Source organism: Ectopseudomonas guguanensis, assembly GCF_900104265.1.
In the GTDB taxonomy this organism is placed as follows: Bacteria; Pseudomonadota; Gammaproteobacteria; order Pseudomonadales; family Pseudomonadaceae; genus Aquipseudomonas; species Aquipseudomonas guguanensis.
Window position 1 is genome coordinate 87,115 of sequence record NZ_FNJJ01000014.1, and the last position, 25,547, is coordinate 112,661.

29 protein-coding genes and 1 riboswitch are annotated in these 25,547 nt (G+C 63.7%); of the genes, 15 read left to right on the forward strand and 14 right to left on the reverse strand.

Features of this window, described 5'->3' with window-relative positions; genetic code table 11:
* Positions 1 to 109: 109 nt before the first annotated feature.
* A complete protein-coding gene (locus BLS61_RS19335; protein ID WP_090433585.1) occupies positions 110 to 1,792 on the reverse strand; it encodes a fatty acid--CoA ligase in 1,683 nt (560 codons plus the stop codon).
* 190 nt (positions 1,793 to 1,982) lie between these two features.
* Between BLS61_RS19335 and BLS61_RS19340 the strand changes: the two genes are divergently transcribed.
* On the forward strand, positions 1,983 to 3,158 hold the full coding sequence (locus BLS61_RS19340) for a thiolase family protein (protein ID WP_090433586.1): 1,176 nt from the start codon (positions 1,983 to 1,985) through the stop codon (positions 3,156 to 3,158).
* A gap of 44 nt (positions 3,159 to 3,202) precedes the next feature.
* On the opposite strand, the gene BLS61_RS19345 is transcribed toward BLS61_RS19340, so the two are convergent.
* Positions 3,203 to 3,832: a LysE family translocator gene (locus BLS61_RS19345; RefSeq protein WP_090433588.1), complete on the reverse strand. Its 630-nt coding sequence runs from the start codon at positions 3,830 to 3,832 to the stop codon at positions 3,203 to 3,205.
* A 79-nt stretch (positions 3,833 to 3,911) separates the two neighbouring features.
* Between BLS61_RS19345 and BLS61_RS19350 the strand changes: the two genes are divergently transcribed.
* From BLS61_RS19350 to BLS61_RS19365, 4 genes are all read left to right on the forward strand, one after another.
* A complete protein-coding gene (locus BLS61_RS19350; RefSeq protein ID WP_090433590.1) occupies positions 3,912 to 4,877 on the forward strand; it encodes a 2-hydroxyacid dehydrogenase in 966 nt (321 codons plus the stop codon).
* Positions 4,878 to 4,990: 113 nt separating this feature from the next.
* Positions 4,991 to 5,986: a methyltransferase gene (locus BLS61_RS19355; RefSeq protein WP_090433592.1), complete on the forward strand. Its 996-nt coding sequence runs from the start codon at positions 4,991 to 4,993 to the stop codon at positions 5,984 to 5,986.
* A gap of 36 nt (positions 5,987 to 6,022) precedes the next feature.
* Positions 6,023 to 6,143: riboswitch (yybP-ykoY riboswitch) on the forward strand.
* A gap of 92 nt (positions 6,144 to 6,235) precedes the next feature.
* On the forward strand, positions 6,236 to 6,817 hold the full coding sequence (locus BLS61_RS19360; protein ID WP_090433735.1) for a TMEM165/GDT1 family protein: 582 nt from the start codon (positions 6,236 to 6,238) through the stop codon (positions 6,815 to 6,817).
* Positions 6,818 to 6,928: 111 nt separating this feature from the next.
* Positions 6,929 to 7,372: a ketosteroid isomerase-related protein gene (locus BLS61_RS19365; protein ID WP_090433594.1), complete on the forward strand. Its 444-nt coding sequence runs from the start codon at positions 6,929 to 6,931 to the stop codon at positions 7,370 to 7,372.
* Positions 7,373 to 7,428: 56 nt separating this feature from the next.
* Here BLS61_RS19365 and BLS61_RS19370 read toward each other — a convergent pair whose 3' ends face one another.
* On the reverse strand, positions 7,429 to 8,250 hold the full coding sequence (locus BLS61_RS19370; RefSeq protein ID WP_090433596.1) for a M48 family metallopeptidase: 822 nt from the start codon (positions 8,248 to 8,250) through the stop codon (positions 7,429 to 7,431).
* A gap of 194 nt (positions 8,251 to 8,444) precedes the next feature.
* Here BLS61_RS19370 and BLS61_RS19375 point away from each other — a divergent pair, with 194 nt between their 5' ends.
* Positions 8,445 to 10,595 carry a methyl-accepting chemotaxis protein gene (locus BLS61_RS19375; protein ID WP_090433598.1) on the forward strand — a complete coding sequence of 717 codons (2,151 nt, stop codon included), beginning with the start codon at positions 8,445 to 8,447 and terminating at the stop codon, positions 10,593 to 10,595.
* 64 nt (positions 10,596 to 10,659) lie between these two features.
* Here BLS61_RS19375 and BLS61_RS19380 read toward each other — a convergent pair whose 3' ends face one another.
* Genes BLS61_RS19380 through BLS61_RS19390 form a run of 3 tightly spaced genes read right to left on the reverse strand, consistent with a single transcriptional unit; the run spans position 10,660 to position 11,747 of the window.
* Positions 10,660 to 11,277 carry an SOS response-associated peptidase gene (locus BLS61_RS19380; protein ID WP_090433600.1) on the reverse strand — a complete coding sequence of 206 codons (618 nt, stop codon included), beginning with the start codon at positions 11,275 to 11,277 and terminating at the stop codon, positions 10,660 to 10,662.
* 27 nt (positions 11,278 to 11,304) lie between these two features.
* A complete protein-coding gene (locus BLS61_RS19385; RefSeq protein WP_090433602.1) occupies positions 11,305 to 11,565 on the reverse strand; it encodes a putative signal transducing protein in 261 nt (86 codons plus the stop codon).
* The gene (locus BLS61_RS19390; protein ID WP_090433604.1) at positions 11,565 to 11,747 is read right to left on the reverse strand and encodes a CPXCG motif-containing cysteine-rich protein; all 183 of its coding nucleotides are present in this window, start codon (positions 11,745 to 11,747) and stop codon (positions 11,565 to 11,567) included. The genes BLS61_RS19385 and BLS61_RS19390 overlap by 1 nt, the downstream gene beginning before the upstream one ends.
* A gap of 276 nt (positions 11,748 to 12,023) precedes the next feature.
* Between BLS61_RS19390 and BLS61_RS23560 the strand changes: the two genes are divergently transcribed.
* Positions 12,024 to 12,344 carry a hypothetical protein gene (locus BLS61_RS23560; RefSeq protein ID WP_139205575.1) on the forward strand — a complete coding sequence of 107 codons (321 nt, stop codon included), beginning with the start codon at positions 12,024 to 12,026 and terminating at the stop codon, positions 12,342 to 12,344.
* A gap of 277 nt (positions 12,345 to 12,621) precedes the next feature.
* Positions 12,622 to 13,785 carry a 1-acyl-sn-glycerol-3-phosphate acyltransferase gene (locus BLS61_RS19395; protein WP_090433607.1) on the forward strand — a complete coding sequence of 388 codons (1,164 nt, stop codon included), beginning with the start codon at positions 12,622 to 12,624 and terminating at the stop codon, positions 13,783 to 13,785.
* 63 nt (positions 13,786 to 13,848) lie between these two features.
* Here BLS61_RS19395 and BLS61_RS19400 read toward each other — a convergent pair whose 3' ends face one another.
* Positions 13,849 to 14,124, reverse strand: coding sequence for a hypothetical protein (locus BLS61_RS19400; RefSeq protein ID WP_090433609.1), 276 nt, complete (start codon positions 14,122 to 14,124; stop codon positions 13,849 to 13,851).
* A 274-nt stretch (positions 14,125 to 14,398) separates the two neighbouring features.
* Between BLS61_RS19400 and BLS61_RS19405 the strand changes: the two genes are divergently transcribed.
* Positions 14,399 to 14,605: a hypothetical protein gene (locus tag BLS61_RS19405; RefSeq protein WP_090433611.1), complete on the forward strand. Its 207-nt coding sequence runs from the start codon at positions 14,399 to 14,401 to the stop codon at positions 14,603 to 14,605.
* A 56-nt stretch (positions 14,606 to 14,661) separates the two neighbouring features.
* On the opposite strand, the gene BLS61_RS19410 is transcribed toward BLS61_RS19405, so the two are convergent.
* Complete coding sequence (locus BLS61_RS19410; RefSeq protein WP_090433613.1) at positions 14,662 to 15,246, reverse strand: YajG family lipoprotein; 585 nt, start codon at positions 15,244 to 15,246, stop codon at positions 14,662 to 14,664.
* Between the two features lie 168 nt (positions 15,247 to 15,414).
* Here BLS61_RS19410 and BLS61_RS19415 point away from each other — a divergent pair, with 168 nt between their 5' ends.
* Together BLS61_RS19415 and mqo are read left to right on the forward strand one after the other, a co-directional pair.
* Positions 15,415 to 15,645, forward strand: a complete 231-nt coding sequence (locus BLS61_RS19415; RefSeq protein WP_090433616.1) for a hypothetical protein — start codon at positions 15,415 to 15,417, stop codon at positions 15,643 to 15,645.
* Positions 15,646 to 16,109: 464 nt separating this feature from the next.
* Positions 16,110 to 17,606, forward strand: coding sequence for a malate dehydrogenase (quinone) (gene mqo, locus BLS61_RS19420; protein ID WP_090433618.1), 1,497 nt, complete (start codon positions 16,110 to 16,112; stop codon positions 17,604 to 17,606).
* 92 nt (positions 17,607 to 17,698) lie between these two features.
* Here mqo and BLS61_RS19425 read toward each other — a convergent pair whose 3' ends face one another.
* The 5 genes from BLS61_RS19425 to rplU form a co-directional block, all read right to left on the reverse strand.
* Complete coding sequence (locus tag BLS61_RS19425) at positions 17,699 to 18,157, reverse strand: CreA family protein (protein WP_012019621.1); 459 nt, start codon at positions 18,155 to 18,157, stop codon at positions 17,699 to 17,701.
* Positions 18,158 to 18,166: 9 nt separating this feature from the next.
* Positions 18,167 to 19,285, reverse strand: a complete 1,119-nt coding sequence (gene proB / locus BLS61_RS19430; protein ID WP_003240430.1) for a glutamate 5-kinase — start codon at positions 19,283 to 19,285, stop codon at positions 18,167 to 18,169.
* 81 nt (positions 19,286 to 19,366) lie between these two features.
* The gene (gene cgtA / locus BLS61_RS19435; RefSeq protein ID WP_090433620.1) at positions 19,367 to 20,587 is read right to left on the reverse strand and encodes an Obg family GTPase CgtA; all 1,221 of its coding nucleotides are present in this window, start codon (positions 20,585 to 20,587) and stop codon (positions 19,367 to 19,369) included.
* Positions 20,588 to 20,829: 242 nt separating this feature from the next.
* Entirely contained in the window at positions 20,830 to 21,087 is a 258-nt protein-coding gene (rpmA, locus tag BLS61_RS19440) for a 50S ribosomal protein L27 (RefSeq protein ID WP_003240427.1), read from the reverse strand.
* Positions 21,088 to 21,124: 37 nt separating this feature from the next.
* A complete protein-coding gene (gene rplU / locus BLS61_RS19445) occupies positions 21,125 to 21,436 on the reverse strand; it encodes a 50S ribosomal protein L21 (RefSeq protein ID WP_021445340.1) in 312 nt (103 codons plus the stop codon).
* Between the two features lie 246 nt (positions 21,437 to 21,682).
* On the opposite strand from rplU, the gene BLS61_RS19450 reads away from it, so the two are divergent.
* The gene (locus BLS61_RS19450; protein ID WP_003240422.1) at positions 21,683 to 22,651 is read left to right on the forward strand and encodes a polyprenyl synthetase family protein; all 969 of its coding nucleotides are present in this window, start codon (positions 21,683 to 21,685) and stop codon (positions 22,649 to 22,651) included.
* Positions 22,652 to 22,784: 133 nt separating this feature from the next.
* On the opposite strand, the gene BLS61_RS19455 is transcribed toward BLS61_RS19450, so the two are convergent.
* Positions 22,785 to 23,543 carry an SDR family oxidoreductase gene (locus BLS61_RS19455; RefSeq protein ID WP_003240420.1) on the reverse strand — a complete coding sequence of 253 codons (759 nt, stop codon included), beginning with the start codon at positions 23,541 to 23,543 and terminating at the stop codon, positions 22,785 to 22,787.
* A 108-nt stretch (positions 23,544 to 23,651) separates the two neighbouring features.
* Here BLS61_RS19455 and BLS61_RS19460 point away from each other — a divergent pair, with 108 nt between their 5' ends.
* From BLS61_RS19460 to BLS61_RS19470, 3 genes are all read left to right on the forward strand, one after another.
* Positions 23,652 to 24,386, forward strand: coding sequence for a HugZ family pyridoxamine 5'-phosphate oxidase (locus tag BLS61_RS19460; RefSeq protein ID WP_090433621.1), 735 nt, complete (start codon positions 23,652 to 23,654; stop codon positions 24,384 to 24,386).
* Between the two features lie 67 nt (positions 24,387 to 24,453).
* Complete coding sequence (locus tag BLS61_RS19465; protein WP_012019625.1) at positions 24,454 to 24,903, forward strand: FxsA family protein; 450 nt, start codon at positions 24,454 to 24,456, stop codon at positions 24,901 to 24,903.
* Between the two features lie 320 nt (positions 24,904 to 25,223).
* The gene (locus BLS61_RS19470; RefSeq protein WP_003240414.1) at positions 25,224 to 25,517 is read left to right on the forward strand and encodes a co-chaperone GroES; all 294 of its coding nucleotides are present in this window, start codon (positions 25,224 to 25,226) and stop codon (positions 25,515 to 25,517) included.
* The last annotated feature ends 30 nt before the right edge of the window (positions 25,518 to 25,547 follow it).

Genomic DNA, 25,547 nt, shown 5'->3' on the forward strand with positions numbered 1-25,547 from the left:
GCAGGTTTCAGACCCTGCCCCTAGCCAAGCATGGACGTGAAACAGCAATTAGCAAGCCAAACGCTTGTTTGACTGAGCGGTCACTTTCACCGCCCAGTCAATTCGCACCTCACAGCGTGGACAGGAATGCGCTGCCAGCCTCCTGCCACTGGGCGATTTCCACGCGGATGCGCTTCTTGTCCAGTTTGCCGACACTGGTCTTGGGAATTTCAGTAACAAGCGCGATCTGCGTGGGAATCGCCCACTTGTTGATGTGGCCCTGCTCGACGAAGGGTTTGAGGTGCTCCTTCAGGCCCTTGGCATCCAGCCCGTGCTCGTCGCGCAACACTAGGAGCGCGAACGGGCGTTCCCCCCACTGCGGGTCCGGCACGCCGACCACGGCCACTTCACGCACGGCCGGGTGCCGGCTGATCAGGTCCTCCAGCTCCAGGGAAGAAATCCATTCGCCGCCGGTCTTGATCACATCCTTGATGCGATCACGAATCTCGATGAAGCCCATGCCATCGATGGTCGCGACATCGCCGGTATGCAGCCAGCCGTGGGTCCACAATTCCTCGCCCTTCTCCGGCTCGCGGAAATAGCCCTGCGTCAGCCAGGGCGCGCGCAGCACCAGTTCGCCCTGCGACTCGCCGTCACTGGGCAGCAGCTTGCCGTCCGCATCCATGATCGCCGCCTCTACCAGCGGCACCGGAATGCCGGCCTTGATCCGGTAGGTGGTGCGCTCGTCCTCGCCGCCGGCGCGCAGCTCCTCGTTGAGGTAGGCGCAGGAAATCAGCGGACAGGTTTCAGACATGCCGTAGGCGGCAGTGAGCTGGATGCCGCGCGCCTTGGCCGCCTCGTACAGCGAACGGTTCAGCGCGCTGCCGCCGATGATCATCTTCATGCCGCCGAAGTCGTGGCCCTGCGCCCCTTCGGCATTGAGCACCATCTGCAGGATGGTCGGTACGCAGTGGGAGAAGCTGACCTTCTCCTCCTTGATCAGCCGGCAGAGCATGTCCGGCTCGTAGCGCCCCGGGTACACCTGCTTGACCCCGAGCATGGTGGCCACGTACGGCACGCCCCAGGCGTGCACGTGGAACATCGGCGTGATGGGCATGTAGACATCGTCGTTGCCCAGCAGACGGATGCTGTCCAGGCCGCCCATGGTGGTCGCCATCGACAGGGTGTGCAGCACCAGTTGCCGGTGGGTGAAGTACACGCCCTTGGGATTGCCGGTGGTGCCGGTGGTATAGAAGGTGGTGGCGACCGAGTTCTCGTCGAAGTCGGCGAAGTCGTAATGCGCGCTGGCCGCCGCCAGCAGGCTCTCGTACTCACCGACGAGGTTCGGCAGGTCGGCGCTCCTGCTCTCGCCATCGGTGAGCAGCAGGGTCTTCTCGACGGTGGTCAGTTGCCCGGCGATGCCGTTGTACAGCGGCACGAATTCGCTGTTGACCAGCACGAAGCGGTCCTCGGCATGGTTCATGGTGTAGAGAATCTGGTCCGGCGACAGGCGAATGTTGATGGTGTGCAGCACCGCGCCGAGCATGGGAATGGCGAACATGCATTCCAGATAGCGGTGGCTGTCCCAATCCATCACCGCCACGGTATCGCCGGCCTTGACCCCAGCCTCGCTGAGCACGTTGGCCAGACGGGCGACGCGCTCGTTGAAGGTGGCGTAGCTGTAACGCAGCTTGTCGCGATAGACGATTTCGCGGGTCTTCTCGTAGCGGCTGCCGGACAGCAGCAGGTGCTTGATCAGCAGCGGATAAGCGTGGGCATTGGTAGCGGAAGGGATCAGTCGGGTCTGCAGCATGAAGTCACCTTGGGCACGCCAGGATTTATGATGCAGCGACTCTAGAGCGGCGCCTGCACAGCGAAATCAGCCCAAAGAATGATTTGCAACGTGACCCTATGGCCACTTCTGGTCACCGGTTAGAATCGAGACAACCAGGCAGTTCTGAAAAAAGCCTGCACCGAGCCACTCTTTCGTTCGAGGTAACACCATGTCCGATATCGTCATCGTCAGCGGCGCCCGTACCCCCATGGGCGGCTTTCAAGGCAGCCTGGCCAGCGTAGCGGCCGTCGACCTGGGCGCTGCTGCCATCCGTGAAGCGGTCAAGCGCGCCGGTATCGAGCCGGCCGAGGTGCAGGAAGTGATCATGGGCTGCGTGCTGCCCGCCGGCCTCAAGCAAGGCCCGGCGCGCCAGGCGTCGCTCAATGCCGGCCTGCCTAGTGCCACCGGCTGCACCACCATCAACAAGCTGTGCGGCTCGGGCATGAAGGCGGTGATGATGGCCTTCGACTCGCTGAAGGCCGGCAGCAACCAGGTGATGATCGCCGGCGGCATGGAAAGCATGTCCAACGCCCCCTATGTGCTGGAAAAGGCCCGTACCGGCCTGCGCATGGGCCATGGCGAGATCAAGGACCACATGTTCCTCGACGGCCTGGAAGACGCGCGCACCGGCCGCCTGATGGGCTCCTTCGCCCAGGAAACGGCCGACAAGTACGGCATCACCCGCGAGGAAATGGACGCCTATGCCATTGAGTCGCTCAAGCGTGCCCAGGCAGCGATCCAGGACGGCTCGCTGGAGGCAGAGATCGTTCCGATCACCGTTACCTCGCGCAAGGGCGAGGTGCTGGTCAAGGATGACGAGCAGCCGCTGACGGCCAATCTGGACAAGATTCCTGCGCTCAAACCCGCCTTCAGGAAAGACGGCACCATCACCGCCGCCAACGCCAGCTCGATCTCCGATGGCGCCAGCGCCCTGCTGCTGATGACTGCCGAGGAAGCCGCCAAACGCGGCCTCAAGCCGCTGGCCCGGGTGGTTGCGCACGCCACCCAGAGTCAGGACCCGAGCGAGTTCACCCTGGCCCCCATCGGCGCCATGAGCAACCTGCTGAAGAAGACCGGCTGGAACAAGGACGAGGTCGACCTGTTCGAGATCAACGAAGCCTTCGCCATGGTGACCATGCTGGCCATGCGCGAGCACGGCCTGGATCACACCAAGGTCAACGTCTTCGGTGGCGCCTGCGCCCAGGGGCACCCGGTCGGCTCCACCGGCTCGCGGATCATCCTGACCCTGATCAATGCCCTGCAGAAGAAAGGCGGCAAGCGCGGTATCGCCTCGCTGTGCATCGGTGGCGGCGAAGCCACCGCGGTGGCGATCGAACTGCTGTAAGCCAGCCCATCAGCCAAGAGCCCCGCAGTCGCGGGGCTCTTTCGTTAGCGCATCTCGGTCAACGCCAGCTTCACGCCGATACCCACTAGCACCGTGCCCATCAGCCGATCGAACCAGTGTCCCATGCGGGCGAAACCGGCGCGTACGCGCTGCTGGCTGAACAGCCAGGCCACCAGGCAGAACCAGAACGCGGTGGCCAGGGCCAGATAGAGGCCGTAACCGGCCTGCACCGCCACCGGGGTATGCGGATTTATCACCACGGTGAACAGCGACAGAAAGAACAGTGTCGCCTTGGGGTTAAGGCCATTGGTGATGAACCCCGTGACGAAGGCGCCACGGCCACTGCGCTCACCGGCCGCCAGGTTCAGCTCGGCGCCTGCCGGATCGGCCGGACGCGCACGCAGCGCCTTGATGCCGATATACAGCAGGTAGGCGGCTGCCAGCCATTTCAGCGCGTTGAACAGCACGATGGACTGCGAAACGATCAGGCCGATGCCGAGCAGCGAATAGGTCACGTGCACCAGAATGCCGGTGCCCACCCCGAAAGCGGTGAACAGCCCGGCACGGCGGCCATAACCGACGCTTTCGCGCACGACAATGGCGAAATCAGGCCCGGGGCTGGCCACTGCCAGCAGATGAATCAGGGCAACGGTGAGAAATTCGGTCCAGTACATGGCGGCTCCGCAGCGACGGTGAAGGTCTGGTAGGCTCGCCAATCTACTCCTGCGACCCTCCAGCGAAAAGGTACAGCTGATGAGCAACAGCCCACGCGCCGTGTTTCTCGACCACGCCTCCCTCGACCTTGGCGACCTCGACATGCAACCGCTGCATCAGGCCTTCGCCGAGCTGACCCTGCACGCACACACGCGTCCGGATCAGGTCGCCGAACGCCTGCAGGGCGCCCAGGTCGCCATCAGCAACAAGGTGCCGCTGGACGCCACCACCTTCGCCGCCTGCCCCGAACTGAAGCTGGTGCTGGTGGCTGCCACCGGCACCAACAACATCGACCTGAAGGCCGCCAGCGCTCATGGGGTGACCGTCTGCAACTGCCAGGGCTACGGCACACCGTCCGTGGCGCAACACACGCTGATGCTGCTCCTGGCCCTGGCCACGCGCCTGCCCGATTACCAGCGCGACATAGCCGCCGGCCGCTGGCAGCAGGCCAGCCAGTTCTGCCTGCTCGACCATCCCATCGTCGAACTCGAGGGCAAGACTCTGGGCATGCTTGGCCATGGCGAACTGGGCGGCGCTGTTGCGCGCCTGGCGGAAGCTTTCGGCATGCGCGTACTGCTCGGCCAGTTGCCCGGCCGCCCACCGCGCGCCGATCGTCTGCCGCTGCACGAGCTGCTACCACAGATCGACGCTCTGACCCTGCACTGCCCGCTCAACGAACAGACGCGCAACCTGATCGGCGCGCAGGAACTGGTGCTGATGAAACCGCGAGCCTTCCTGATCAACACCGCCCGCGGCGGCCTGGTGAACGAACACGCACTGGCCGATGCCCTGCGCAGCGGTCATCTGGGCGGCGCTGCCACCGACGTGCTGACGCAGGAGCCGCCGAAGGACGGCAACCCGCTACTGGCCGCCGATATCCCGCGCCTGATCATCACGCCGCACAGCGCCTGGGGCAGCCAGGAGGCGCGCCAGCGCATCGTCGGTCAGATGGCAGCGAACGCGGCCGGCTTCTTCGCCGGTGCGCCGCTGCGAGTCGTCGGGTAAGCTGCGCAGCTTTTTCGGGAGCGACGGGCCGGCGCTGCGCCTTGGCAGCAATGCCACGGTTTCGTGCTCCCGGCCCTCTTGCCTTTACGCATCACAGATTTGTAGGAAGCCCCATGGACCCGCGAAGCGAAGTTCTCCTGCGCCAGGCCGAGCTGTTCGAAGGCGAGCTGTTGCTGGCCGGCCTGCCGGCCGACGATCTGCTCGGTACGCTGCCGCAGGCCTGCGGCTGGAACTGGCACGCGGGCGATCAGGCGCTGCTCGCGGCGCGCTTTGCTGGTCGTAGCCACTTCGGCACGCGTATGCCAGAGGGTCACTACCACGCCGCCGTGCTGTTTCTGCCCAAGTCGCGCGAGCTGACCGACTACCTGCTGCAGGCCCTGGCCTCGTGCCTGGCCGGCAAGCCGCTGTATCTGGTCGGCGAAAAACGTGGCGGCATCGAACGTGCGTCGAAGCAATTGGCTGCCTACGGCAAGCCGCGCAAACTCGATAGCGCCAGGCACTGTCAGCTCTGGTGCGTGGAGGTGAATCAGGCGCCGCCAGTGCCCGACCTGCATGCGCTGGCGCAGTGTTACCCGTTGCAACTGAGCGACGGCGCGCTGGAGATCGTCACCCTGCCCGGCGTGTTCGCTCATGGCCGGCTCGATCGCGGCAGCGCATTGCTGCTGGAGCATCTGCATGACCTGCCGAGCGGTCACCTGCTGGACTTCGGTTGCGGCGCCGGCGTGCTCGGCGCGGCGCTCAAAAGACGTTACCCGGATAGCGAACTGAGCCTGCTGGATGTCGATGCCTTCGCCCTGGAAAGCAGCCGCCTGACCCTCGCGCGCAATGGCCTGACGGCCAACCTGATCGCCGGCAGCGGTATCGAATCGGCGCCCGAGGGGCTGAGCGCCATCGTCAGCAACCCGCCATTCCATCAGGGCGTGCACACCGACTATCAGGCCAGCGAGAACCTGCTGACCCAGGCGGCGCACCATCTGGGCAAAGGTGGCGAGTTGCGTCTGGTGGCCAACAGCTTCCTCAAGTATCCGCCTCTGATCGAGCGTCATCTCGGCCCCTGCCGCACCCTGGCCGAGGCCGAGGGTTTTCGCATCTACAGCGCGCGGCGCTGAGCGGGGTTGCTCCGAGCGCAACGCTTGGGCACAATGGCGCCCGTCCTAGGGGAGTAGTCTCCCGCGAGCGCCCTGCTCGCCCGGCATGCGTCAACACACTTGCTCCGCAGAGCATGGCGCATGCGACCCAAGGCCTTCACAGAGAGGCCTGCGGTTTGACAAGACCTATGACACGCACAACCTCACCCGGGGCGGGAAGGTCGTTCGTGTCATAAGCCGTGTCGACCCGCCCCTTTAGGAAACCTGATGCTGGAATCCCTGTTCGTCCCCACTCTGATCGTTGCTCTCGCCGAAATTGGCGACAAGACCCAGTTGCTCGCCCTGCTGCTGGCCGCTCGCTTTCGCAAACCCTGGCCGATCATCTGGGGCATCGTCGTCGCCACCCTGGCCAACCACTTCGCCGCGGGCGCTGTCGGTAACTGGGTCGCCGGCTTCTTCTCCCCCGCCACCCTGAGCTGGATCCTTGCCGCCAGCTTCGTCGCCGTGGCGGCCTGGACCCTGGTGCCGGACAAGCTGGATGAAGATGAAGAGTCGGGCCTGAAGAAGTACGGCCCCTTCCTCACCACGCTGATCGCCTTCTTCCTCGCCGAAATGGGCGACAAGACCCAGGTCGCCACGGTGATGCTGGCCGCCCAGTACCCACACTTCATCCTGGTGGTGATCGGCACCACGCTGGGCATGCTGATTGCCAACGTGCCAGTGGTACTGGCGGGCAACTTCGCCGCCGAGCGCCTGCCGCTGACCCTGATTCGTCGCCTGGCGGCCTGCGCCTTCGCGGCACTGGCCGTGTATGCCGGTTACCAGGCGCTGAAGCTGAGCGGCCTGCTATGACACATCGCTGACGCCAGCGAAGCGGCATTTCGGCCAATCCCAGCCCCCTCCCGCCTGCTGCTAAATTGCGCAGCACGTCAGGCAATTTGAGCCAGCAGTCTGGAGGGCGTCATGTCAGTGGATGATCGCAAGAAGGTGGTTTGTCAGCATATCGACCTTGCCTGGAACAAGGGCCGCCTGGCACTGGCCGAGCAGCTGCACAGCAGCGACTTTCTCTACAAGAGCTCGTTCATCGGCCGCCCGCTCGACAGCGCCGGCTTCTCGCGGATGGTGCAGGACATCCGCCACGCCATGCCGGACCTGCAGGTGGTGGTCGAGGAGTGCGTCGCCGAAGGCTACAAGGTCATGACCTGGAGCACGCTGATCGGCACTATCCAGAAACCTGCGCTGGGCTACCCGCCCAGTGACAAGGTGCTGAGCATATCGGCCATGGCTTACTGGAGCCTGACGCCCGGCAATGAGATTCGGGAAATCTGCACCATGTTCGACATGGAAAGCTTCCGCGCCCAACTGGGCCTGCAAACCCGTCCGCTGGCCGAAACGGCCCTGCCCTGAAACGAAAACGGCGCGCCGTGATGTTCACGTCGCGCCGTTTTTTTCGACCTCGCGAATCAACGCCCGGCCTTGGCCTGCTCGTAGAGTGGCATGACCTTGGGAATCGCCGCCTGCAATGAAGCGATTCGGCTGCTGGACGAGGGGTGCGTGCTCATGAACTCGGGCGGCGCGCCACCGCCGGCGGCTTCCATCTTCTGCCACAGGCTGATGGCTGCGTTCGGGTCGTAGCCGGCACGAGCCGCCAGCTCCAGGCCGATCAGATCGGCCTCGTTCTCGTTACTGCGACTGTTGGGCAGCGTCAGGCTGTACTGCACCACGGTATCGGCCAGCGCCATGCTGCTCTCGCCGAGGCCGAGCAAGGCGCCGGCCCCCTGCCTGGCCACCTGGATACCATAGGCCTTGGACATCGCCTCGCGGCTGTGCTCGCGCAGGGCATGCGCCATCTCATGGCCCATGATCGCGGCGATCTCGTCATCGGTCAGCTTGAGCTGCTCGATGATGCCGCTGTAGAAAATGATCTTGCCGCCCGGGCCGCAGTTGGCATTGAGCTCGGGGCTCTTGATCAGATTGACTTCCCACTGCCAGTTGGCCGCGTCCGGACGAAAGCGCGGCGCCTGCGGAATCAGACGCCCGGCGATGGTCTGCAGGCGCTTGGCGTTGTTGCTGGTCTTGTCCAGGATGCCCTTGCTCGACGCTTCACTCAGCGTTTGCTGATAGGACTGCGCGTACATCCGATTGACTTCTTCGGCTGACAGCATGCTGAACATGTACTGCTTGCGCTCCACGCCAACCGCACCGCCGCTGGTGGTATTGACGGCCTGACAGCCTGCCAGCAGCACGGCCGCCGCCAGGCCACCCAGATATAGAACCTTGCTCATCGAGCGATCTCCTTGAATCGAGCGCACTATGCTAGGTCGCCGCCTCGGTACAGGCAACCGCAGCACTTGCGCGATGGGCGGGCGACATCTTTGCTGAATACGACACCCGCCTGTTCGTCAGCACCAGGCCATTAAGGTTTGGTCTGCCGCAGCCGATAGGCCGTGACAGGTGCATTCTGCGTCCGGGAGCTCCCATGAAGTTCAAGTCGATCCAGTTTTCCGTCGCCTTCCTTGCCGGAGCCAGCGTACTCGCGGTGGTCGTGGCCCTGGTGCTGTACGCCCTGTTCGCCAGCGGACGAACCCAGAATCTGGTGCAACAACGCACCCAGGCGCTGCTGGAGCAGGTCATCGAGCAGCGCCTTTACGCACTGGCGCAAGCGCAGGCCAGCGAAATTCAACGTGAGCTGGAAGCGCCCCTGCTGATCACCGCCGATCTGGCGCGGGTCAACGCCATGCTCGGCATGACCGACGACAAGGGCAGCCCCCTGCTCAGCATCAGCCGCGAGGAGCTGGCCAATCTGGTACATGAAACCACGGCGCAGAATCCCAAGCTGCTCGGCAGTTACCTGGGGTGGGAGCCGAATGCCTTCGATGCCAGCGACGACATCTATGCAGGCAGCCAGGAAAACGGCTATGACGGCACCGGCCGCTTCCTGCCCTGGTGGTATCGCAATGCCGACGGCAGCCTCGGCATCGACGCCATCGGCTCGATGGAAAGCGAGAAGCCGCTGCCCACCGGCGTGCGTGAGGGCGAGTACTACCTCTGCGCCAAGGAGCGCAAGCGCCCTTGCGTGATCGACCCGGCGCCCTATGACGTCGGCGGCAAGATGACCATGCTCGCCTCCTTCACCTCGCCGATTCTGGTCAATGGCGAGTTCCGCGGCATCGCCGGCGCCGATCTGGCGGTCAATTTCATTCAGGACCTGCTGGTCAAGGCCGACGCCCAGCTCTATGGCGGCGCTGGCGAGATTGCCCTGATCGCCAGCAATGGTCGCCTGGTGGCATCGACCAAGGCGCCGGACAAGCTCGGCGAGCCGGCAACGGTGCTGCTCGACGCCAACGAAGTGGCCAACCTCGGCAAGCTGCAGCCCGGCCAGCCGCTGTACTCCGTCGACGCTCAGGACGATCCCGAGCACAGCCATATCGAGTTGTTCCTCAGCTTCAACATCGGTCAGAGCGACACCCGCTGGGTGTTGATGCTGGTGCTACCGCTGAAGGCGGTGATGGCTGACCTTTACCAGTTGCAGGCCGACCTGGCCGCGCAACGTGAGGGCGACACCCTGGGCATGACCCTGGTCGGCCTGCTGATCGCCGGCCTCGGCCTGCTGGTGATCTGGTTCGTCGGTTATGGCATCGCCCGTCCGCTGCGGCAGATGGTCGGCATGCTCGACGATATCGCCAAGGGCGACGGCGATCTCACCGTACGCCTGAAGGTCGAGCGCAAGGACGAACTGGGACAGATCGCGGCGGGCTTCAACGCCTTCCTGGCCAAACTGCAAACCATGATCGCCGCGGTGGTGACCTCGGTTCAGCAAGTCAGCGACTCCTCGGAGCACACGGCCGACATCGCCATCCGCACCAACCAGGGCGTGCAGAAGCAACTGGCCGAGATCGAGCTGGTGGCCACTGCGGTGCACGAGATGACCGCCACCGCACAGGATGTGGCACGCAACGCCACGCATGCCGCGGAAGCAGCCAACCACGCAGACCGCGCGGCCAACCAGGGCAAACAGGTGGTGCAACAGACTTCCACCGCCATCGCCGCACTGGCCAGCGAGATCGGCCGCGCCGTGGGCGTGGTGCAGAACCTGGCCAAGGACAGCGAGAACATCAATGCCATCCTCGTTGCCATTCGCGGCATCGCCGAGCAGACCAACCTGCTGGCGCTCAACGCCGCCATCGAGGCCGCCCGCGCCGGCGAACAGGGGCGCGGCTTCGCCGTGGTCGCCGACGAGGTACGCAACCTGGCGCAGAAGACCCAGCAGGCCACGGAAGAGATCCAGAACATGATCCAGCAGCTGCAGCAGGGCACCCGCGAAGTGGTCAAGGTGATGGAGCAGAGCCAGAGCAAGACCGACGACAGCGTGGGGCATGCCAACCAGGCTGCGCAATCGCTGGAGTCCATCACTCAGGCCGTCTCGGTGATCAACGACATGAACACCCAGATCGCCAGCGCAGCCGAGGAGCAGAGCGCGGTAGCCGAAGACATCAACCGCAACGTCACCAACATCGGCCAGGTTGCCAATGAGGTGGCCGGCGGCGCCGACGAAGCCAGCCAGGCCAGCGCCCAGCTGACCAAGCTGGCCGAACAGCAACGCAGGCTGATCAACCAGTTCAAGGTGTAAGGGAGGCAGGGTGCGCCGTGCGCACCAGCATCAAGCCAAGTGTCCATCCGTCACGGTGCGTACCCTACGCCGGAGTCAGGCACTCCGGCGCATCCAGCTTCGGATCGTTGACCAGCGTGGCCAGGGCGCGCTCACGTAGCGCAACCTGCGGCTTGGCCAGCAGCGCCCTCAGTTGCTCGGACGGCGTGTCGGCGCTCAACCACAGGGCCTGCTCATGCTCACCAAGGATCAAGGGGCGGCGCAGCGTCGCCGCTTCCTGGGTAATCAGCGCCACACTCAGGTATTCATGCCCGCCGACCGGATAGACCTCCCACAGCGCCGCGAAATACATCAGCGAGTCGCCATTGGTCATCCAGTACGGCCGCTTGCGCGCCGCTCCACGCCATTCATAGAAACCGTTGGCCGGCAGCAGGGCGCGACGCTGACGAAAGGGTTCGCGAAACATCGGCTGTTCGGCGAGGGTTTCGGCACGCGCATGCGCCGGGGTCCTGGACAGATCCTCGAGCCAAGCCGGCGTCAGCCCCCACCGTGCAGTGGCGGCCTGCGGCCCGCTCTCACCGGCACGCAGCATCAGCACCTGGCCGTTGGGCGCCAGATTCCAGTGTGGTTGCTGATCAGCGGGAAAACCGGGCAGCGCGGCAAAAGCGGGCGACCAGCGGAACAGGGCGTAACGTCCACACATGAAACGGCTCGACAGGCAGGGGGCGGGTCAGCAGAGCAACACACCCTGGAAAGACTCTGGCTCGTCGCCAGGCACGGGTTGCGCGGCATTGTACTCGGCGATCAGCGCACGCGCCCGCTGCGCGTCGCTATCGGCGACCAGCAGACCGAGCAGGCCGCACGCCGGCAACTCGCCCACCGCACCGACCAGATGCTGACCGAGCAGGTGCGCCTCGACCCCTTCGCTGGCCAGCATGTCCACCAGCATCTGGCCTTCCAGAAGATTTTCCGGCTCGTAGATTCGTTGCATCAGTCGTTCTCCGCGCGCACGTCCAGTTGCCACTCGCCCCCATCGGTACGCAGCTCGAACTCGATGGGCCGGCAACACACCGGGCAGTCCTCGATATAGGACTGATCGCCGGCCGACAGATCGAGCAACGCCTCGGCCGGTTCGCCACAATAGGGGCAATGATACGACTCGCTTTCCAGCATCGCGGCCTCCTGGCGCCCTGATTTCATTACCAACGCGCCTGACTGCAAAAAAATCAAATCAACATCCCACAGTGTAGGCACTGCGTTTCGCTTTGCAGCGAAGCGGCATATTTATACATGGACGATACAGACAGTTATAAAGCTCAACAAAGCCTATACAACACGCAATCATAATAATGGCAATAATTACCATTCGTCGTCTGGAGTTGCATGCGTTTTTTTATCCACTACGTTCCGCTCTGGCTCAGTCATTTAAAATCCATTGAGGGAACTTAAATGTCTACATCCGCGGAAAAGAAAGCTGAACCATTGGCAAGCGATTGTGTCGTGACCGCCAGCCCCCGACCAGATGGCTCTCTTCTTATCTCGGTAAAGCAGGGAGATCGCAAGATCAGGCGTGTCGTCGACCATAGCTGTTTGATACAAGAGGTTGCTCGTTCCATTAAGTTTGAACTTTCTGAAATGAAGAGCCAGGAAGAAGTCATTAAAGCCGTACAGAACTACGGACCCAAGATTCTTCCGACCTTTGCCAATCAGCCTATTTATCGCACTCGCTGTTCAAGAATGTGGGAAATGCGCAAGCTCAATGGTCAGTAGTTAGCCGCTTTTACCGCTCAGAGACAGCCTGAAAGTCCCGGTTTGGATCGCCTCCAAACCGGGATTTTTTTATCGGCCGCTCTGAGGATCGCCTATTCCCCACGGCCGATCTTCCCGCCTCGCGAACAGGTCACGGGCAGCACCTGCGCGCCCCCGCTGCCCGCGTACGGATCGGGCTTCGCTGATTGCGTGTGACTTGGCGGTATAATCGCCGGTCTACTGCTCACCCTTTCAAACAGACTTCACTTCAACCTTGGCCGTTCTAGAACAAGAGAGCATGATGGGCGCATTCGATGCCATCCGACCCTATGCCGATGCAGAAGTGCGCCCCGTACTGGCGCGCCTGCTCGCCGACCCCGCGTTTCTCGGTACCCTTACCCGCTTTCGCTTCCCGCGACTGGCCGGCCCCCTGGGCTGGCTGCTCAAGCCGCTGATCGCCGCACGCCTGCGCAGCGAATTCGCCAGCATCGATTCGGTCGCCAAGCTGCAGGCGAGGATCGAACCCTATATCGATCGCACCATCGAGCACGCCAGCGACGGCATCAGCTACTCCGGCCTGGAACACCTGCAACCGGGCAAACCCTACCTGTACCTGGCCAACCACCGCGACATCGTCATGGATCCGGCCTTCGTCAACTACGCCGTCTACCATGCCGGCCTGCAGACGCCACGTATCGCCATCGGCGACAACCTGCTGCAGCGCCCCTTCGTCAGCGACCTGATGCGCCTGAACAAGAGCTTCATCGTGCACCGCTCGATCAGCGGCCGACGCGAGAAGCTGGCGGCTTACCAGTTGCTCTCGGCCTACATCAACCACTCGATTCGCGAAGATGGCGAATCGATCTGGATCGCCCAGGCCGAAGGCCGCGCCAAGGACGGTGACGACCGCACCGACTCGGCCATCCTCAAGATGTTCCACATGAGCCGCAAGGACGAACCGTTCGCAGCGGTGATCGACTCGCTCAACCTGATCCCGGTGTCGATCAGCTACGAGTACGATCCCTGCGACCTGGCCAAGGCCCGCGAACTCTGCGTACGCGCCGCCACCGGCAGCTACACCAAGGCACCGGGCGAAGACGACGCCAGCATCGCCCTGGGCATCACCGGCTACAAGGGCCGTGTGCACCTGCACTTCGGCCCGCCGGTAGAGGGCCTGGAGGACACCAAGCAACTGGCGCAGGCACTGGATCGCCACATTCTCGGCCAATACCGCCTGTTCCCCGTGCACTACCTGGCGTACGCCATGTGGGAGGGGCGCGAGGCCGAGCTGAACGTGCCGGCGGCAAGCGAGCTGTTCCCGGCCGCGGAGCTGGCCAAGGCCGAAGCCGAGTGGCAAAAGCGCTTGAACGCCTGCAGCGCCGAGGAAAAGCCGTTCCTGATCCTGCAGTACGCCAACCCGGTGCGAAATCAGTACCGGATCAGGACCGGCCTGCCTCTGTAGAGGGCGTCGCCATGAACGAAAACGGCAGCCTGATGGCTGCCGTTTTCGTTTATCGCTCGGGCATCAAAGTCGCGTGCTGAACCAGGACAGCAGCAGCGCCGCGCCCAGGCAGATGCTACCGAAGCGATAGAAGAAGCGATTGATGCGCAGGGTGCGCTCATCCTGTACTTCGATGTCGTCCAGCTCACCCTGAACCAGCGCGCGCACCAGGCCACGCTGCTCGCGCAAACGGGTCATCAGCCACAGCCAGCTACCGGCCACGGCGAAGAACAAGGCCAGCGAGTTCACGACCCCGGCCGGATGGGCGAGAAACAGCGACCACAACATCTGCAGCGACATGCAACACCTCGAGAACAGCATGGTGCAGCAACCGCGCCACCGCACCAGAATGGGGATTTCGGCTGAAAAAGCTGCGTCTCAGCCCGCTAAAAAGTCGCCGCGCAGTGTACTGAAAACCCGCTTTTATAAGGTTCGTTTCCGACGAACGCAGCCGGCTATCCCGAAATCGTCTGAAAACTGTCATATGCCTGGCCTAGGGTTTGTATCTCCGACAGTGACCAAACAGTCACGACTGTTGCTGGAGCCAATCCCCTATGTCCTCGGAGGACCTGCCATGCTCAATGCACAACCGCTGGATCGCGATTACCTGATCGACTCGCTGGATGAAGTGGACGCCGTGGTCGACGAACTCTCCTTCAACGTGCAGGACCAGCACTGGCTGGTGTACTGCGCCCTTGGCGGCCATGAGCATTACGACCTGCCGGACATCGACAACCGTACCGGCATGAGCCTGCCGGAGTTCTACGCCGAAGCGGCGTGAAGCCCTGACAAATGAAAACGCCCCGCAATGCGGGGCGTTTTTGTAGCAGCTACGAGCTACTGCAGCAGGATCTGGCCAATGGTCGGATCCTTGAAGGCGCGGGTCAGTGCATCGCTGAGCACATCGCCCACCAGCTTGGAGTTGGTCTGCTGGTTCGGCGCGCTGCCGAAGCGCTGATTCAGCGAGGCACCGTAACGACCGGTGTAGCGGCGGCTGCCGCCCTGTACGTCAGCGCGAATCGAAGCGGAGATATCCGCCTCGGTCACGTACATGCCCTCTTTCGGCGACTGATACTTCAGCTCCGCCAGGGTGATGGTCAGTTGCGGCGCGTTGTAGGCGTTCGGCGACGGGGTAAAACCCAGCAGGCGTACAGCCGCCTCGGCCTCGGCCTGCAGACGGGGCAGGACATAGTCGGCACTGACGCTGATGGAGCTGGTTTCCGGGTAAAGGCCGCCGCGGGTGCCCAGCACCGGCGAAGGACGACCATCGACCACACGCACCACCACCGGCTGGCCCTGACCCACCGGGGTCAGCGAGCTGGTGAGCTTGGGTTGCGGGGTGAGTTGCTGAGGGCTGAGGGCGCAACCGGCCAGAGTCAGGCTGGCGGCAGCAAGCAAGGCGATCAACGCACGGTGCAGCATGCTCATCTCTCCGAGTGAGGTAAAAAGTGGCCGGCAGTATACCCAGCGCGGCCTGAGGCCGACAGTAGCGCTGCATGGGACAGTCGGCGGGCCGTTGCGGTTCCTGTCATCAGCCTGTCACTGCCCCCTGGCATAAAGACAACTGTCACCACGCCGGAGCCTTCCGCCATGCTGTTGCGCCGCCTGTTCAGCCACTCTCGTCCGATGCGCCATTTCGCCCTGATCGACGCCCAGGGTCTGTGCTGCGCGCTGCGCCAGATGCAGGAACATCCGGGCCAGGCCGGCTGGGTGGAAGTGCGTGAACCGCAGCTCTCCTGGCTGGGCGCTCCCCTGCCTGCCGGAGCCCGCATCACACCGGTCGTCACGCACGCACGCGCCACTCGCCCGTTGGCGGCCTGACCGGCGGAAGAATAAAAGTCACGCGGGGGCGATCAATTTCCCCCCATTCACCGCTATAATCACGCCCCGATTATAAGGACGTCTCCTGATCGGGCCGCACGACCTCGCCGATGCAACGTCATCGCCCCGCCTCAGAGAGTCGCCCACTTCGCGCTGCCAGGCCTGGCCAGCCGCTTCTTAGCCCATATGCAGAGCCGATAGCAGCCATGCATTGCATGTTCTGCACGGGCAAAAGCGCGCCTAGGCAGTCGAGCTTTTGAGGTTCACCGCTCCAAAAGAGCGTGAAAAAACGGTTTTTACAAACTTCACAAGAGTGTGGCGAACAGATGAACAGTTTTGCGTCCGCAAACCCCAGCCTTGACCCTCCCCGCCGAACGACAGGGCATCACGCCTGAGTCTGCCGGTTCCGCCCTTAAAGGCCGAACGGCCGTCCGTCTGGTGCAGTTTTTCTTGGAGAGAGGTTAATGGCGCATAACGATTACCAAAGCGTAGATGTGGTGCTGGTTGGCGCCGGCATCATGAGCGCGACCCTGGGCGTACTGCTCAAGGAACTCAACCCCGGCATCACCCTGGAAGTGGTGGAGCTGCGCGAGTCCGGCGCGGTGGAGAGCTCCAACCCCTGGAACAACGCCGGCACCGGTCACGCCGCGCTGTGCGAGCTGAACTACACCCCGGAAGGGGCAGATGGCAGCATCGACATCAAGAAGTCGGTGACCATCAACGCCCAGTTCGAGGAGTCCAAGCAGTTCTGGGCCTACCTGATCGAGAAGGGCGCGATCAACGCGCCGAAGACCTTCATCAACCCGGTTCCGCACATGAGCTTCGTGCGTGGCAACAGCGGCATCGCCTTCCTCAAGAAGCGTTTCGAAGCCCTGCGTCAGCATCACGCCTTCACCGAGATGGAGTACACCGAGGATCGCGCCACCATCGCCGAATGGGCGCCGCTGCTGATCCCGGGCCGCGATGCCAGCGAACCGTTGGCGATGACTCGCGTGCAGGCCGGTACCGACGTCAACTTCGGCGCGGTCACCGAGCAGATGCTCGCCTACCTGACCAGCCAGCCCAACGCCAAGGTCACCTGCAACCAGAAGGTCACCGACCTCAAGCGCGACGGTGAAGGCTGGCTGGTGGACATCAAGGACACCCGCTCCGGTGCCACGCGCAAGCTCAAGAGCAAGTTCGTCTTCCTCGGCGCTGGTGGCGGCGCGCTGCCGCTGCTGCAACTGTCCGGCATTCCGGAAGGCAAGGGCTTCGGCGGCTTCCCGGTGAGCGGCCAGTGGCTGCGCTGCGACAACCCGGAAATCGTCAAGCAGCACCAGGCCAAGGTCTACAGCCAGGCCGCCGTGGGCTCGCCGCCCATGTCCGTGCCGCACCTCGACACCCGCGTGGTGGACGGCAAGAAGTCCCTGTTGTTCGGCCCCTATGCCGGCTTCACCACCAAGTTCCTCAAGCACGGCTCGTTCCTCGATCTGCCGCTGTCGGTACGCCCCAACAACCTCGGCCCGATGCTGGCGGTGGCGCGCGACAACATGGACCTGACCCGCTACCTGATCAAGGAAGTGATGCAGTCCGAAGCGCAGCGCCTGGAAACCCTGCGCGGCTTCTATCCGCAGGCCAAGGCCGAGGACTGGCGCCTGGAAGTGGCCGGTCAGCGCGTACAGATCATCAAGAAGGACGCCAAGAACGGCGGCATCCTGCAGTTCGGTACCGAACTGGTGGCGGCTGCCGACGGCACCATCGCCGCCCTGCTCGGTGCCTCGCCGGGTGCCTCGGTGACCGTGTCGATCATGCTCGACCTGATTCGCCGCTGCTTCCCCGAGCAGGCCAGGAGCGAAGGCTGGCGCAGCAAGCTGGACGAGATTTTCCCGGCCATGGCCGACGTTCTGTCCAAGGATGCCGAGCGCTACCGCGAGGTGCAGACGCAATCGAACAAGCGCCTGCAGCTGGATGTACCGAGCTAATCGCCACGCATGAAAAAACCGCCCCTCGGGGCGGTTTTTTATGACCTTGCGTACGCACGTCCTAGCGCCTGAGCCGGTGCGCACGGCGCACCCTACTGGCCCCAGGGCAGGATCGGAATGGCGGTCACCGCATTCTGCGGGCTGCCTTCGATCACCCGGTCGCTGTAGACCAGATACACCAGCGTGTTGCGCCTGGCGTCGAAGAAGCGCACCACCTGCATGGTCTTGAACACCAGCGAGGTGCGCTCCTTGAAGACTTCCTCGCCGTCCTTGAGCTTGCCCTTGAACTCGATGGGGCCGACCTGGCGACAGGCGATGGAGGCCTCGGCGCGATCCTCGGCCAGCCCCAGGCCACCCTTCACGCCGCCGGTCTTGGCGCGCGACAGGTAGCAGGTCACGCCCGCCACCTTGGGATCATCGAAAGCCTCGACGACGATCTTGTCATTCGGCCCCACCCACTTGAACACCGTAGAGACCTCACCAATGGTTTCGGCCAGTGCCAGGCCGGGCAGCATCAGCAGCCCCAGCAACACTCCCTTGAACGGACGCATGCATGCTCCTTAAACGAGGATCAGATTGTCGCGATGCACCAGCTCCGGCTCATCGACATAGCCCAGCAGCTTCTCGATGGCATCGGACGGCTGGCCGATGATCTTCTGCGCCTCCAGCGCGCTGTAGTTGACCAGGCCGCGGGCGACCTCGCGACCGTCCGGCGCAACGCAGACCACCATCTCGCCACGGCGGAAGCTGCCCTGCACGGCCTTCACGCCGACCGGCAGCAGGCTCTTGCGATCCTGGCTCAGCGCCTTCACCGCACCGGCGTCCAGCACCAGGGTGCCGCGGGTCTGCAGATGGCCGGCCAGCCATTGCTTGCGCGCCGCCAGCAGGCCGCGCTCGGGCGCCAGCAGGGTACCCAGGCGTTCGCCGGCCTTGAGCCGCGCCAGCACCTGCTCGATGGCACCGCCGACGATGACGGTGTGCGCACCGGAACGCGCCGCCAGGCGCGAAGCGCGCAGCTTGGTCTGCATGCCGCCACGCCCCAGCGCGCCGCCGACGCCACCGGCCACAGCATCCAGCGCCGGGTCGTCGGCACGCGCCTCATGGATCAGCTCGGCATCGGGGTTGTGCCGCGGATCGGCGGTGTACATGCCGTCGCGGTCGGTGAGGATCACCAGCAGATCGGCCTCCACCAGGTTGGCCACCAGCGCGGCCAAGGTGTCGTTGTCGCCGAAGCGGATCTCGTCGGTGACCACGGTGTCGTTCTCGTTGATCACCGGGATCACGTCCAGGCCGACCAGGGTGCGCAGGGTGCTGCGCGCGTTGAGGTAGCGCTTGCGGTCGGAGAGGTCATCGTGGGTCAGCAGAACCTGCGCGGTGCGCCGGCCATGTTCGGCGAAGCTCGACTCCCAGGCCTGCACCAGCGCCATCTGGCCGATCGCGGCGGCGGCCTGCAGTTCGTGCATCGCGCTAGGTCGGCTGGTCCAGCCCAGGCGGCTCATGCCGGCCGCCACGGCGCCGGAGGACACCAGCACCAGTTCGACGCCCTGCTCGCGCAGCGCCACCATCTGCTTGACCCACACCGCCATGGCCGCACGATCCAGGCCACGCCCGTCGGCGGTCAGCAGCGCACTGCCGATCTTCACCACCCAGCGCCGTGCGCCGGTCACCTTGTCACGCATGATCTTCCAACCTTAGCCAGAAAACGATGGGTTCCGCCCCACCTACAAAAACGCCGCAATTAAGCGGCGTTGGAAATTTGCTTAATCCCGGACGTAAATGATTTCCGGGCCGTCGTCGTCTTCATCGTCGAAGAAATCATCGTCTTCGTCGATATCGTCGACACTGCGCACGCCGGATTTACGCAGCGCACGCTGATCGTCCAGCGCCTGCAGACGGGCGCGGGCCTCGTCCTCGATGCGCTGATCCAGCTCGGCCAGTTCCTCGGCGAATACCGGATCTTCGGCGATGCGTTCGGCACGCACTTCCAGGTAATGCATGATGTCGCGGCAGATGCGCTCGGTGCCGTCGCGGCTGATGGCCGACACCACGTAGACCGGGCCCTGCCAGCCCAGACGGGCGACGATATCGGCCTTGCGCGCCTCGCGCTCGTCTTCCGGGATCTGGTCCATCTTGTTCAGCACCAGCCAGCGATCGCGCTCGGCCAGCGCCGGGCTGAAGCGACCCAGCTCGTCGATGATCACCTGCGCGGACTCGGCCGGATCGCTCTCGTCCAGCGGCGCCATGTCCACCAGGTGCAGCAGCAGGCGAGTACGCGCCAGGTGCTTGAGGAAGCGAATGCCCAGACCGGCACCTTCGGAGGCGCCCTCGATCAGGCCGGGGATGTCGGCGACGACGAAGCTCTTGAAGCGGTCGACGCTGACCACGCCCAGGTTCGGCACCAGGGTGGTGAAGGGATAATCGGCGACTTTCGGCTTGGCCGCGGACACGGCGCGAATGAAGGTGCTCTTGCCGGCATTGGGCAGGCCGAGCAGGCCGACGTCGGCCAGCACTTTCAGCTCCAGTTTGAGATCGCGCGACTCGCCCGGCTTGCCCGGCGTGGTCTGACGCGGCGCGCGGTTGGTGCTGGACTTGAAGCGGGTGTTGCCCAGGCCATGCCAGCCGCCCTGAGCGACCATCAGGCGCTGGCCAGGCTTGACCAGATCGCCGATCACTTCCTGGGTCGCCACGTCGATCACCGTGGTGCCGACCGGTACCGGCAGGATCAGATCCTCGCCCTTGGCGCCGGTGCAGTCGGTGCTGCCGCCCTTCTCGCCGTTCTGCGCGTGGAATTTGCGGGTGTAGCGGTAATCGATCAGGGTGTTGAGGTTCTCGTCGGCCTCGAGGAATACCGAGCCACCGTCGCCGCCGTCCCCGCCGTTGGGGCCGCCCTTCTCGATGAACTTCTCGCGACGGAAGCTCATCATGCCGTTACCGCCGTCACCGGCTTTTACAAAAATCGAAACTTCGTCGACAAATTTCATGGATACGCCTCCCGCAAGAGCTGCGGGTCAACAGAACAACGTAAAGGCCCTTGCCGGATGACCCCACGCAGTCAGCGTGGCGTTACGGGTCATCGGGCAAGAACCCAAGGATACAGAAACAAAAAAAACGCCTGGAGCGTTTTTTAACGTCGCTTGCGACGGCCCGGAGGGTTGCCGCCATGGACGGCGGGCCAATAAAAAAGCCCCGTCCTACGGACAGGGCTTTTCCAGCGCGCAGGCGATTAGGCCTGAACGACGCTCACGTAGCGACGGCCGAAAGCGCCCTTCACTTCGAACTTGACCACGCCTTCGATCTTGGCGAAGAGGGTGTGATCCTTGCCCATGCCCACGCCGAAACCCGGGTGGAACTCGGTGCCGCGCTGACGAACGATGATGTTGCCGGCCTTGATGACCTGACCACCGTACATCTTCACGCCAAGGCGTTTACTTTCGGAATCGCGGCCGTTACGGGTAGAACCGCCAGCTTTTTTGTGTGCCATGAGTCAATACTCCTATAAAGGGATCGGGGCCGACGAATCAGGCCTGGATACCGGTGATTTTGATCTCAGTGAACCACTGACGGTGGCCCTGACGCTTCATGTGGTGCTTACGACGGCGGAACTTGATGATGCGCACTTTGTCGTGACGGCCTTGCGAAACGACTTCTGCAACCACTTTGGCGCCGTCTACGACCGGAGCGCCGATCTTGACGTCGTCGCCATTGCCGATCAGCAGAACGCGATCGAAAGTCACGGCTTCGCCGGTAGCGACTTCGAGCTTCTCGATCTTGAGGAATTCGCCTTCGGTGACTTTGTATTGCTTGCCACCAGTAACAATTACTGCGTACATGGTAAATCTCCGTTGATCCTGCTCACCCAGCGCTTTAGAAAAGTCGTTATTGGCTGGCATGGCTGCTCGGGGCCGGAAGTGACACCCTTGCAATTGCGTAAGGCAGGGAAATGCCCAGGGGGAAGTTCAGGGTGCGCGATTGTACGCAAGGCCGTGACGCCACGCAAGGGCTGCAGGTGCTTGCCTTGACAGCCCATACCCTGCCACCTAGCATGCCGCGCAACCTCAAAGGAGCACCAGTCGCCGATGCAACCCCAGGCTTTCTACCGCGTGGTAGCGGACGATTTCACCGCCGTCGATGGCATCATTCGCCAACAGGTGGTTTCCCGCGTGCCACTGGTGGAAAAGATCGGCGACTATATCATCTCCGCCGGCGGCAAGCGCCTGCGGCCACTGCTGGTACTGCTCAGCGGTCGCGCACTGGGCTACCAGGCCGACGACCTGCGTCTGCTGGCCGCCACCATCGAATTCCTGCACACCGCCACCCTGCTGCATGACGACGTGGTCGATATGTCCGACATGCGCCGTGGCCGCAGCACCGCCAATGCCCAGTGGGGCAATGCGCCGAGCGTGCTGGTGGGCGACTTCCTTTATTCGCGCTCGTTCGAAATGATGGTCGAGCTCGGCTCCATGCCGGTGATGAAGATTCTCTCCCACGCCACCCGCGTGATCGCCGAGGGCGAAGTGCTGCAGCTGTCCAAGGTGCGCGACGCCAGCACCACGGAAGAGACCTATATGGAAGTCATCCGCGGCAAGACCGCGATGCTGTTCGAGGCCTCGACCCACAGCGCCGCGGCGCTGGCCGGCGCCAACGAGGCGCAGCGCGAAGCCCTGCGCACCTTCGGCGACCACCTGGGCATCGCCTTCCAGCTGGTCGACGACCTGCTCGATTACAAGGGCGATGCGGCGGAGCTCGGCAAGAACGTCGGCGACGACCTGGCCGAAGGCAAACCGACCCTGCCGCTGATCTACACCATGCGCGAAGGCAGCGAGGAGCAGGCCGCTCTGGTGCGCCGCGCCATTCAGAAAGGCGGTATCGAAGACCTGGAAAGCATCCGCGCCGCCGTGGATGCCGCTGGCGCCCTGGACTACACCGCCCGTCTCGCCCGTGACTACGCCGAACGCGCCATCGCCTGTCTGGACGTGCTGCCGGCCGGCGAGTATCGCGATGCGCTGATCGAGCTGAGCCGTTTCGCTGTCGCTCGTACGCATTGAAAGCAGCGGTGCGCCCGGCGCACCCTACGGAAAGCCGCACGCATCATGCCCATAGGGCGCGCCGTGCGTACCAGCAGCCGGAAACGAAAACGCCCCGAACCAGTCGGGGCGTTTTGCGTTCAGGCGCAGCCGATTACAGGCGCAGGCCGCCATCCAGCTCCAGGATACGACCGGTGTAGTAGTCGTTTTCCAGGATGTAGGCCACCGAATGCGCGATCTCGGCCGGCTTGCCCATGCGCTTGAGCGGAATGCCCGAGGTCATCTTCTCCAGGGCTTCCGGCTTCATGCTGCCGGTCATCTCGGTTTCGATGAAGCCCGGCGCCACGCCCGCCACGCGAATGCCGTAGCGCGCCAGCTCCTTGGCCCAGACCACGGTGTCGGCAGCGACGCCGGCCTTGGCCGCGGAGTAGTTGGCCTGGCCCATGTTGCCGGCACGGGAGATCGAGGAAATGTTGACGATGGCGCCCTGGTTGCCCAGCTCGATCATCTTCGCCGCCACTTCGCGGGTGCAGAGGAACACGCCGGTCAGGTTGACGTCGATCACCGCCTGCCACTGCGCCAGGCTCATCTTGGTCATCTCACCGTCCTTGACGCGGATGGTCAGGCCATCGCGCAGGATGCCGGCATTGTTGACCAGGCCGTTGATGGCGCCGAAGTCTTCGGCCACCTGGGCGACCATGTGCGTGACCTGCTCTTCATTGGCCACGTTGCACAGGTAGGCACGGGCGTCGCCACCGGCGGCCTTGCAGGCGGCCACGGCTTCGTCGAGTTTTTCCTGGTTCAGATCGACCAGCGCCAGCTTGGCGCCCTTGGCCGCGAGGTACTCACCCATGGCGCGGCCCAGCCCCTGGCAGCCGCCAGTGATGATGATGACTTTGTCTTTCAGTTGCATCGCGTTATCCCCTCAAGGTGCAGCATTTACCGACCCCGCTGATGCCCGCAAACCGCTATGCTAGGGCGTCTGTCCGTTTCTGACGGATTCTTTGCGAGGAGTCATAAGGTGAGCGTGAAAGCCGGCAAGCATGCACGAGAATTGCTGCTCAAGGAATACCGTGGCGTGCTCAGCACCCACTCCAAGGCCATGCCGGGTTTCCCTTTCGGATCGGTGGTGCCCTACTGCCTGGACGCCGAGGGCCGGCCGCTGATCCTGATCAGCCGCATCGCCCAGCACACCCATAATCTCGGGCAGGACGCCAAATGCTCGCTACTGGTCGGCGAGCGCGGCGCAGAGGATGTGCAGGCGGTCGGCCGCCTTACTTTGCTCGCCGAAGCAAGACAGTTGCATGACGAAAGCGAAATCGAAGCGGCCGCACAGCGTTATTACCGCTTTTTCCCTCAGTCGCGCGACTACCATCGGGCGCATGACTTCGATTTCTGGCGGCTGGAGCCGGTGCGCTGGCGCTTTATCGGCGGCTTCGGCGCCATTCATTGGCTCGATCAGGTCGCCCTGGCCAATCCCTTCGCGACGGACGGCAGCGAAGCGAGCATGGTCGAGCACATGAACGACGACCACGCCAATGCCATCGCCCATTACGTCGAACTGGCCGGCCTGCCCCGGCACGAACCGGCGCAGATGGCCGGCATCGACAGCGAAGGCTTTCACCTGCGCATCGGCCAGAGCCTGCACTGGCTGCCGTTTCCCGCGCCCTGCAGCAACCCCGGCGCGGTACGCCAGGCCTTGGTGCAACTGGCCCGAGCCGAGAGCTGGCCGACCAGCGGCGAGCCTTCAGCTTGAATTAAGCGCAGAGCGCCATATTTAACTTCTACGGGAAGCCTGTCTTCCGCCAAGGACACTTCGACTCATGCGCGCGTTTCTGTTCCTCTTTCTGCTGTTTCCGATCATCGAACTGGCCCTGCTGATCAAGGTCGGCAGCGCCATCGGCGTGCTGCCGACGCTGATGCTGGTGATCGGCACCGCCATACTCGGCAGCGTGCTGCTGCGCGTGGCGGGCGTCGCTACCGCCTGGCGCGCCCGGGAAAGACTGTCGCGCGGCGAGCTGCCCGAGCAGGAAATGCTCGAAGGCCTGCTGATCGCCGTTGGTGGCGGCCTGCTGTTGCTGCCGGGTTTCATCAGCGACGTCTTCGGCGCGCTCTGCCTGATTCCCTTCACCCGTCGCCTGCTGGTCGGCAAGATTCGCCGCCGCGCCGAGGAACAGGCCCTGCGCCAGCGCGCCTTCTTCGATGACCAGGCCGCCCGCTCCGGGCAAACCCGCCCCAATGTTCTCGAGGGCGAGTACGAGCGTCGCGACTGATCTCCAAGCACCTGTAGGAGCCGGCTTGCCGGCGATCTCCCTGGCTGATCGCCGGCAAGTCGGCTTCTACTCAAGCGCAACGCTGGCAACGAACTGCTCTGTGCGATATCCCCCTGCGCTGCGCAAAAAATTTCATCCCCGCCCCTTGAAATGCCCTTGCCCGCCCACATGTAGCAGTCACCGCAAGGTGCCTGCCCCTGAGGCAGTCCGACTTTCGCGGTGCGCCCAGCGTGCCGCGCCCGGCCTCGCCGGATTTTACAAACCCGCCGACCAAGCAAGAGTCGGCAAGTTGGCCATTCAATTGTTAGGAGAGATCGACAATGAAGCTTCGTCCTCTGCATGACCGCGTCGTGATCCGTCGCAGCGAAGAAGAGACCAAAACCGCAGGCGGCATCGTGCTGCCGGGTTCGGCCGCCGAGAAGCCGAACCAGGGTGAAGTCGTTGCCGTCGGTACCGGTAAGGTTCTGGAAAACGGCGAAGTCCGTCCGCTGGCCGTCAAGGTCGGTGACAAGGTGGTATTCGGCCCCTACTCCGGCAGCAACACCGTCAAGGTCGACGGTGAAGACCTGCTGGTCATGGGCGAGAACGAGATCCTCGCTGTCATCGAAGCCTGATTCCCACGAATCTCCGTTTAAACCTTCAAG